Here is a 9,431-nt window from a genome sequence, read left to right as displayed (position 1 = left end):
CTCACCGACCAGTGGGCCGGTGAGCGCGACCTCGGTGAACGGCTCGACGAGATGCCCGCCGAGCGGCTCGAGGAGCTGGCGGGTCGGATGGAGCGGGCCGAGTCGAGTGGGCCGACCCGGCCGCATCCCTACCTGCCGCACACCGGTGCCCAGGGGGCCGTCACCCGCCGCGCGATGCGGGTCTTCGACTCGTTCTGGGACGCCGTCGAGGGTCGGTTCGTGACCCGCGGTGAGCGGCGCCACCACGACTCGGGCCTGCTGTGGCAGTACCTGCTGGCGGACCCGCGGTTCGTTCCCGTCGAGCCCGACGAGACCGAGCAGGTCGTCTCCGAGGCTGAGTTGCGCGAGCTCCACGGCAGCCGGTAGGCGCGGTAGCCGATCGGACGGTCCGCCGATCGGACCGTCCGGGGGCTCGGCGGGACTGTTTGACGGGGTGTCGGTGGCGCGTGATGGAGTGACGCCATGGCCTACCGTCTCGCCCCGCCGCCACCGCGCGCGGCGCGGCCGCTGCTCGACGAGCAGCAGCAGGCGGTGGTCGAGCACGGGTCGGGACCGTTGCTGGTGCTCGCCGGACCGGGCACCGGCAAGACGACCACCCTGGTCGAGGCGGTCGTCGACCGGATCGAGACCCGCGGGGCCTGCCCCGACTCGGTGCTCGCGCTGACCTTCTCCCGCAAGGCCGCCGAGCAGTTGCGCGACCGGGTCTCGGCGCGGCTGGGCCGGACGCTGTCGGGGTCGATCTCGGCCACGTTCCACTCCTTCGCCTATGGCCTGGTGCGACGCTTCGCCCCCGCCGAGTTGTACGTCGCGCCGCTGCGGCTGCTCTCCGCCCCCGAGCAGGACGTGGTGTTGGCCGAGCTGCTCACCGACGCCCCGGAGTCGGTGCGGTGGCCGGAGTCGCTGCGTGCCGCGGTCGGCACCCGGGGGTTCGCCCGGGAGGTGCAGGCGGTCATCGCCCGGGCCCGCGAGCGGGGTCTCGATCCCGACGACCTGGTCGAGCTCGGTCGCACCGAGCGGGTGCCCGAGTTCGAGGCCGCCGGGCTCTTCCTGGAGCAGTATCTCGATGTGCTCGGCGCGTCCGCGGCGATCGACTATCCGGATCTGATCGCGCGCGGTGTGATCGAGGCGCAGCGCCACCGCGAGACGCTGCGTGCCGAGCTCTCCGCCGTCTTCGTCGACGAGTACCAGGACACCGATCCCAGCCAGGTCGCGCTGTTGCAGGCGCTGGCCGGGGACGGCCGCGACCTGGTGGTGGTCGGCGACCCCGACCAGTCCATCTACGGCTTCCGAGGCGCCGACGTGCGCGGCATCGTGGACTTCCCTCGCGCCTTCGGGTGTGCCGACGGCTCGCCCGCACCGGTGATCGCGTTGCAGCGCACCCGCCGGTTCGGCTCGCGACTGTTGCGCGCCTCGCGATCGATCGCCACCGGGATCACCGTGCGAGGGTCGATCCCGGCCGATGCCTACGACGCCTTCCGCCATCCGCAGACGCTCGCCGAGGACCCCGGCTCACTGGCGGTGATCACCTTCGACACCGCCCGTGCGGAGGCCGAGCACATCGCCGACCTGCTCCGCCGCGCTCACCTGGAGGATGGCATCGGCTGGTCCCGGATGGCCGTGCTGGTGCGCTCGGGACGCGCCTCGATCCCGCCGCTGCGGCGCTCCCTGGCGGCGGCCGGCGTACCGGTGGAGGTGGCCAGCGACGAGACACCGCTGGTGCACGAGCCCGCGGTCGCCGTACTGCTGGCCGCGCTCGGCGTGGTGGTCGACGCGGCGGTCGAGGACCCGGCCGACCCACGCCATGTCGGCGCCGACCGTGCGGAGGAGCTGTTCGTCTCCGCGCTCGGCGGGCTCGATGCCACCGAGGTCCGGGCGATGGTGCGCGGTCTGCGTGGCCGGCATCCCGAGCTGGCGGCCGGCGACCTGCTGCGCCGTGCGCTGCTGGAGCCGGAGCTGCTGGACGGCCTGGAGACGGCCGGGGCCCGGCGCGCTCGTCGGCTGGCCGACCTGGTCGCCGGGGCACGCCGGCAACTGGCCGAGGGGGCCAGCGCCGAGGAGGTGCTGTGGACGCTGTGGGAGGGCACCGAATGGGGCCGGCGGCTGCGTCGGGCCACCACCGGCGGTGGCGGCGCGGCGCGGCTCGCCCATCGCGACCTGGATGCGCTGTGCAGTCTGTTCGAGGCGGCCGCGAAGCTCGAGGAGCAGCGCGACCACACCTCGGTCGCCGCCTTCCTGGCCACCCTGCGGGCCCAGCAGATCCCCGGCGACACGCTCGCCGAGCGGGGGGTGAGCGACGACGCCGTGCGGTTGCTCACCGCGCATCGCTCGAAAGGGTTGGAGTGGGAGCTGGTGGTCATCGCGCACGCGCAGGAGGGCAGCTGGCCGGACCTGCGGCGCCGGGGCACGCTGCTCGGTGCCGATCGGATCGGCGGGGCCGGGGAGGGGCTGCTGCCGCCGTTGGGCCGGGCCGCCCTGCTGGCCGAGGAGCGCCGGCTGTTCTACGTCGCCGCCACCCGGGCCTCCCGGCGCCTGGTGGTGACCGCCGTGCGTTCTCCCGACGACGACGGCGAGCAGCCGTCCCGGTTCCTCCGCGAGCTCGGTCTGCCGGCCGAGCGGATCGACCACCGCGTCGGCCGGCCCGCCCGGCCGCTGTCGCTGGCCGGGCTGGTCGCGGATCTGCGCCGGACCCTGGCCGACCCGCGGCAGCCGGAGGAGCTGCGGACCGCCGCCGCCGGCCGACTGCACCGGCTGGCGACCACCGAGATCGGCGGCAGGCCGCTGGCTCCGGCCGCCGATCCGGCGACCTGGTGGGGGTTGCGGAACCCGTCGCGCTCGCTCACCCCGGTGCGACCCGCGGAGCAGCCGGTGACCCTGTCGGCCTCCTCGCTGGAAGGGATCCTGCGCTGCCCGGCGCAGTGGTTCCTGGACCGCGAGGCCGGTGGCGCGGTGATCAGCACCGCCAGTCAGGGCTTCGGCATGGTGGTGCACGCGATCGCGGAGCGGATCGCCCACGGTGACCTCGACGCCACGGTGCCGGTCGACGACCTGATGGATCTGGTCGATGAGGTGTGGGGCCGGCTGGAGTTCCGCACTCCGTGGTCGGCCGCCCGGGAGCGTACGGCGGTCCGCGAGGTGCTCGCCCGGTTCCTGGCCTGGCACCGCCGGCCGGGGGCACGCACGGTGGTCGAGGTGGAGGCGCGGCTCAGCGCCGAGGTGACGCTGCCCGGCGGAGAGCGGGTCCGGCTGCACGGGTACGCCGACCGGCTCGAGCTCGACGAGGCGGGCCGGGTGGTGGTGGTCGACCTCAAGACCGGGAAGTATCCGCCGACCGCGGCCCAGGTCGCCGAGCACGCCCAGCTCGGCCTCTATCAGCTCGCCGTCGACCACGGTGCGGCCGACGGCATCCTCGGCGGCCGGGGCACCGCAGGTGGTGCCGAGCTGGTGCAGCTCCGGCACGGTGGCGAGCAGCCCAAGGTGCAGGCCCAGCCGCCCGGCGGCACACTGGTCCTGGACCAGCTCGAGCAGGCCGTGGCCACCATCCGCACGGAGTCCTTCGTGGCCAGGCCGGGGCCGCACTGCGATCGCTGCGCCTTCGTCGACCTGTGCCCGGCCAACTCCTCGGGGTCGGTGCTGTCATGACCGGTGCTGTCATGGCCGGACCGGTCCGGATCGAGACGCCTGCGCAGCTGGCCGCGTTGATGGGACACGACTGGCACTACAGCGACGAGCAGTTCGCCGCGATCACCGCGCCGCTCGAGCCGGCGGTGGTGATCGCCGGTGCCGGGTCGGGCAAGACCGCGGTGATGGCGGCCCGGGTGGTCTGGCTGGTCGCCACCGGCCAGGTCGAGCCGGGCGAGATCCTGGGGCTGACCTTCACCACCAAGGCGACCGCCGAGCTGCAGACCCGGATCCGGGAGAGTCTGCGGCAGGCGGGACTGCTCGGCCCGCGCGGTGACGCGGAGCCGGAGCCGGAGGAGCCGACCGTCGCCACCTATCACTCCTTCGCCAGCGGCCTGCTCGACGAGCACGGCCTGCGGATCGGCCACGAGCCGGACACCCGGCTGATCGCCGACGCCAGTCGCTATCAGCTGGCCACCCGGGCGGTGCGCCGCCACACCGGCGAGGTGCGTGAGCTCAGCGACTCCCCGGCGCACGTGGTGCAGTGGCTGCTCGCGCTCGACGGTGAGCTGAGCGAGCACCTGGTCGATCCCGAGCGGGTGCGGGCCTACGACGCCGACGAACGACGCGGCTTCGAGGCGGCCGAGGCCGACCTGGTGGCCGAGCTCGCCGAAGGCAAGCGGGTCAAGACCAAGCTCGACGCGGTGCGCAAGGCGATCACCGCCATCCAGCGCCGGGCCGAGCTGCTCGACCTGGTGGAGGGCTACCGTGGGTTGAAGGCGCAGCTCGGCGTGATGGACTTCTCCGACCAGATCGCGCTCGCCGCCCGTCTGGCCACCCGGTGCCCCGAGGTCGCGCAGGCGATGCGTGATCGGTTCAAGGTGGTGCTCCTCGACGAGTACCAGGACACCTCGGTCGCCCAGGCCCAGATGCTCTCCCGCATCTTCGGAGAAGGTCACCCGGTGACCGCCGTCGGCGACCCGAACCAGGCGATCTACGGCTGGCGAGGGGCCTCGGTGAGCAACATCGTGGAGTTCGGGCGCGACTTCCCGACCCGGGACCGCCGCCGGCCGGCGTACTCGTTGAGCGTGAACCGGCGCTCGGACGAGCGGATCCTCGCCACCGCCAACCACCTCGCCGCGGAGCTCTACGCCGGGCGGGAGGACGCACGGCTCCGGGCCAAGGACGGCGCCGAGCACGGCGAGGTCCGTCTTCGGGTGCAGGAGACCTACGACGACGAGCTCGCCTGGTTGGCCGAGGAGGTGCTCGCGGCCCACCGCGACCTGGCCACCCGGCACGCCGCCGGATGGCGCGAGATCGGCGTCCTGACCAGGGACAACGCCACCGCCGCGGCCGCCTTCGACGCGCTGACCGCGCGCGAGATCCCGGTCGAGATCGTCGGGCTCAAGGGGCTGCTGCGGCTGCCCGAGGTCGCCGAGGTGGTGGCGAGCCTGCGGCTGATCGACGACGTGACCGCCAACGCCGCGCTGCTCACCCTGCTCGCCGGGCCGCGGTGGGCGATCGGGCCGCGCGACCTGGCGCTGCTGGGCCGCCGCAGCCGGGACCTGGCCGGCGTCCGGGGTGGAGGCCAGGAGTACGGCGACCTGACCGAGCAGCTCGAGGCGGCCGTGGCCGGCGCCGAGCCCAGTGACCTGCCGTCGTTGTGCGACGCGTTGGCGGATCCGGGCGATCTGGACTACTCGGCCGAGGCCCGGGAGCGGTTCGCGCTGCTCGCCGACGAGCTGCGGATGCTGCGCCGGGCGGCGGGCGAGCCGTTGCTCGACCTGGTCCGGCGGATCGTGGACGTGACCGGCATCGATGCCGAGCTGGCGGCCTCCACCAGCCCGGCGGCCGCCGCCAGGCGGGAGAACCTCGACCTGTTCCTGCAGGCCGTCGCGGAGTTCCAGGCGGTCGACGGCTCGGTCACGCTGGCGGCGCTGCTGGCCTGGCTCGAGGCCGAGGACGAGTTCGGCCAGGGGCTGGACGTGGCGACCCCGAGCGAGGCGGACTCGGTCAAGCTGCTCACCGTCCACCGGGCGAAGGGGCTGGAGTGGGATGTGGTGTTCGTGCTCGGGGCGGTGCAGGAGAGGTTCCCGACCAACCAGGGCCGCTCCAGCTGGCTGACGGTGCCGCAGGTGATGCCGGCCGCGCTGCGCGGCGATGCCGCCGACCTGCCGCAGCTCGACGGGCACGACGCCGAGGCGATCAAGGACCTGTTGGCCCGGCGCAAGGCGCATGAGCAGATCGAGGAGCTGCGACTCGCCTACGTCGCCTGGACCAGGGCGAGACATCGGCTGCTGGTCTCGGCATGGCGCTGGTCGCCGAGCCGCAAGCGGGGGCTCGGACCCTCGGCGTACGCGCAGCGGACCCGGGAGGCGATGCAGACGTGGGGCCAGATGCCGGAGCGTTGGGCGGAGCCGGTCGACAACAAGGCCGAGTCCAACCCGTATGAGGATCGGCGGGTCGACCTGCCGTGGCCGATCGACCATCACACCCCCGAGGTGGTACGGCGCCTGGAGGCGGCGCGCCGGGTCCGGGCCGTCGCGGCGGGCGAGGTCGAGACGGCGCCGGAGCCGACGGACCTGCTGATCGCGGAGCGGGTCGCCTCCTGGGACGACCAGATCGAGCGGCTGATCGAGGAGGCCGGCCGTGAGCGCGCCGCCGAGATCGTCGTACCGATGCCGTCGAGTCTCTCGGCCACCGCACTCGCCCGGCTGCGCGACGAACCCGACGCCTTCGCCCGGGACCTGGCCCGCCCGATGCCGCGGCCGCCGTCGGCGGCGGCCCGGTTCGGCACCCGGTTCCATGCCTGGGTCGAGGCCAGGTTCGGGCAGCAGGATCTGTTCGACCCCGACGACCTGCCCGGCCGCGCGGACGCCGGCATCGACGACGAGTCCGATCTGCGCGAGGTGATCGCCGCCTTCGAGTCCGGGCCGTTCGCGTCCCGGCCGCCGCACCGGGTGGAGGCCTCCTTCGCCCTGGTGCTCGCCGGGCAGGTGGTCCGCGGGCGCATCGATGCGGTCTATGCCGAGGAGGACGGCTACCTGGTGGTGGACTGGAAGACCAACCGCGGCGCCACCGCGGACCCGCTGCAGCTGGCCATCTATCGACTGGCCTGGGCCGAGGTCAACGACATCCCGGTCTCCTCGGTGCGAGCCGCCTTCTACTACGTGCGCACCGGAGAGCTCGTCGAACCGACGGAGCTCCCCGGTCGGGCAGAGCTGGAGACTCTGCTGACCGATCGCTGACCGATCGCTGACCGGGCCAGCCGGTGCCCCGGGTGGTCCGGACGGTCGTGACCATCGCCTAACCTCGGAGTGTGTCGCAGCAATCCGCCTCCCGGCAGCCGGTCCATCAGCGGCTCGCCAGCGCACCGCACCACCGAGCGAGCCTGCACCGCACCGACCAGGAGTGGCTCGACGCTCGCTGGGCGGAGCCGGCGACCCGGGTGCTCGTGGTCGCCGGCAACCGGGTCGAGCCTGCGCACGATCGCCCGGGCGTGGTCTGGCGCTCGGCGGACCGGGCCCCGGCGGGGACCCGGGTCTTCCTCGGCGAGCGCGACGGCGCGGCGGCCTTCGCCGTCCTCACCGGTCGTGAGCGGGCCGGCGAGGGCTGGGTCGATCTGCGCGGGCTCTTCCCGGCCCTGCTCCACGACAACGCCGACGCCTCGCTGCTCTTCCACGCCATTGGCATCGCCGAATGGCACCGGGCGACCCGGTTCTGTCCACGCTGCGGCGAGCCGCTCGCCGCCCGGGCCGGCGGTCACGAGCTGGTCTGCGGCAACGGTCACCCGAGCTTCCCGCGCTCGGACCCCGCGGTGATCATGCTGATCACGGACGGCGAGCCGGGCAGCGAACGGGAGCGCTGCCTGCTGGGCCACGACGCGCGCTGGCCCGGCCCGCGCTTCTCCACGCTGGCCGGGTTCTGCGAGCCGGGGGAGACCCTCGAGGACGCCGTACGCCGGGAGGTGGCCGAGGAGACCAGCGTCGTCGTGGGCGAGGTCAGCTACTTCGGCAACCAACCGTGGCCGCTGCCGGCCAGCCTGATGCTCGGCTTCACCGGCCGCGCGGTCGACGCCCACATCGCCGTCGACGAGGTCGAGGTGGTCGAGGCGCGCTGGTTCACCAGGGCGGAGTTGCACGACCAGGCGGCCGCCGGCGAGGTGATGCTGCCCAGTGGCGTCTCGATCAGCCGGGCGCTGATCGAGTCCTGGTACGGCGGGGAGCTGCCCGGCAGCTGGTGAGCCAGATCGGGTCCGGGCTATCGGGTCCGGGCTATCGGGTCCGGGCCGAGTCAGCCCGCCAGCTCGGCGAGCTTCTCCTTCACCGCCATCAACGACGGATTGGTCTGGGCGCTGCCGTCGGCGTAGACCAGGGTCGGGACGGTCTGGTTCCCGCCGTTGACCTTCTCCACGATCTCGACCGCCTCCGGCACCTGCTCGATGTCGACGATCTGGTAGCCGATGCCCTCGCGGTCGAGCTGGCTCTTGAGCCGCTTGCAGTATCCGCACCACGGGGTGGTGTACATCGTGAAGGAGGCAGCGTCGGTCATGACGCCAGCGTACGTGCGCTCAGCGAGAGGGCGGCATCCGCTGCGGGTCGGCAGGTTTTCTGAGCCGACCCCGGGTACGGCGTGGCCCGAGCGGTGATCCACGGTTCGCGCTGCGGGCCAGGATGTCCTCAGCCGGCCTCGTCGGCCGGGGCGCCGAGCACCTCGGACGGATGGGCGGCCAGCCAGGTGGCCACGCCGCGAGCGGCGGCGCGGCCGGCACGGTTGGCGCCGATGGTGGAGGCCGAGGGGCCGTAGCCCGTCAGCTGCACCCGAGGGTCGGCCACCGCGGTGGTGCCGTGCCGGTCCAGCTGGACACCGCCCGCGGGTCCGCGCAGGTGCAGCGGCGCCAGATGCGTGATCGCGGGCCGAAAGCCGGTCGCCCACACGATCGCGTCGACCCGCTCGAAGCGTCCGTCGGCCCAGCGCACGCCGTTCGGCTCGATCCGCGTGAACATCGGCAGGCGCCGGTCGTAGACGCCCAGTCGCCGGGCCGCCTCCTCCTGGGGCCGCAGCATCAGTCCGGTGACCGAGACGACGGAGGCGGGCGGCAGACCCCGGCGTACCCGCTCCTCGACCAGCGCCACCGCGTCGTGCCCGGCCTCGGGGGTGAACTCGTCGGTGCGCCAGACCGGAGGTCTGCGGGTCGCCCACAGCACGTCGGTGACCAGCGCGATCTCGCCCAGCAGTTGTACCGCGGAGGCGCCGCCACCGACGACCAGCGTCCGTCGTCCGCGGAAGTGGTCGGCGCCGGGGTAGTCCTGGGTGTGCCACTGCTCGCCCGCGAAGTCGGCGATGCCGGGGTAGGAGGGCAGGTGCGGCTGCGTCCAGGTGCCGGTGGCGTTGACCAGGGTCCGCGACGTCCAGGTGCGCTCCCCGGCGTGTGTGACCAGCAGGCCGTCGACCGATTCCACCCGGTCGACCCGCACGGGACGAACCACGGGCAGATCCTTGGACCGTTCGTAGGCGGCGAAGTACGCCGGCACCACCTCGTTCGCCCGCCCCGACCCGCTCGGCGGCTCGGCGTCGGGCAGGGAGGCCACGCCGTGCACGTCCGCCATGGTGAGGGAGTCCCAGCGGTGTCGCCACGCGCCGCCCGGTGCGCGGTTCGCGTCCAGCACGACGTGGTCGATCCCGCGTCGGCTGAGGTGATACGACGCCGAGAGTCCCGCCTGTCCGGCGCCGATCACCAGCGAGTCGAGGATCTCCACGTGAACCGGAACGCCTACCGGCGCGGGTTCATGCCCGGGTCGCCGGCCGCCGGG

Annotated in this window: 5 protein-coding genes and 1 pseudogene; 4 read left to right on the top strand and 2 right to left on the bottom strand. The window is 73.7% G+C overall.

Annotated elements, in window-relative coordinates:
* The 4 genes and pseudogenes from QM638_RS11225 to nudC all read left to right on the top strand — a co-directional run.
* Positions 1-366 (top strand): annotated as a pseudogene (locus tag QM638_RS11225) (hypothetical protein); the annotation flags it as partial.
* A gap of 96 nt (positions 367-462) precedes the next feature.
* Positions 463-3,639, top strand: a complete 3,177-nt coding sequence (locus QM638_RS11220; protein WP_415142057.1) for an ATP-dependent helicase — start codon at positions 463-465, stop codon at positions 3,637-3,639.
* Entirely contained in the window at positions 3,636-6,866 is a 3,231-nt protein-coding gene (locus QM638_RS11215; RefSeq protein ID WP_415142056.1) for a UvrD-helicase domain-containing protein, read from the top strand. The genes QM638_RS11220 and QM638_RS11215 overlap by 4 nt, the downstream gene beginning before the upstream one ends.
* A 71-nt stretch (positions 6,867-6,937) precedes the next feature.
* Positions 6,938-7,861, top strand: coding sequence for an NAD(+) diphosphatase (nudC, locus tag QM638_RS11210; protein WP_415142055.1), 924 nt, complete (start codon positions 6,938-6,940; stop codon positions 7,859-7,861).
* A gap of 50 nt (positions 7,862-7,911) precedes the next feature.
* Here the strand turns inward: nudC and QM638_RS11205 are convergent, their stop codons facing one another.
* Both QM638_RS11205 and QM638_RS11200 read right to left on the bottom strand, forming a co-directional pair.
* Positions 7,912-8,169 (bottom strand): mycoredoxin, encoded by a 258-nt coding sequence (locus tag QM638_RS11205; protein WP_415142054.1) that lies wholly within the window; start codon positions 8,167-8,169, stop codon positions 7,912-7,914.
* A gap of 128 nt (positions 8,170-8,297) precedes the next feature.
* Complete coding sequence (locus QM638_RS11200; protein ID WP_415142053.1) at positions 8,298-9,377, bottom strand: NAD(P)-binding domain-containing protein; 1,080 nt, start codon at positions 9,375-9,377, stop codon at positions 8,298-8,300.
* Between the last annotated feature and the right edge of the window lie 54 nt (positions 9,378-9,431).

The organism is Nocardioides sp. (genome assembly GCF_047606145.1).
Classification (GTDB): Bacteria; Actinomycetota; Actinomycetes; order Propionibacteriales; family Nocardioidaceae; genus Nocardioides.
Note: the sequence above shows the minus strand (reverse complement) of the source record. Positions and strands in the feature narration are given on the sequence as shown.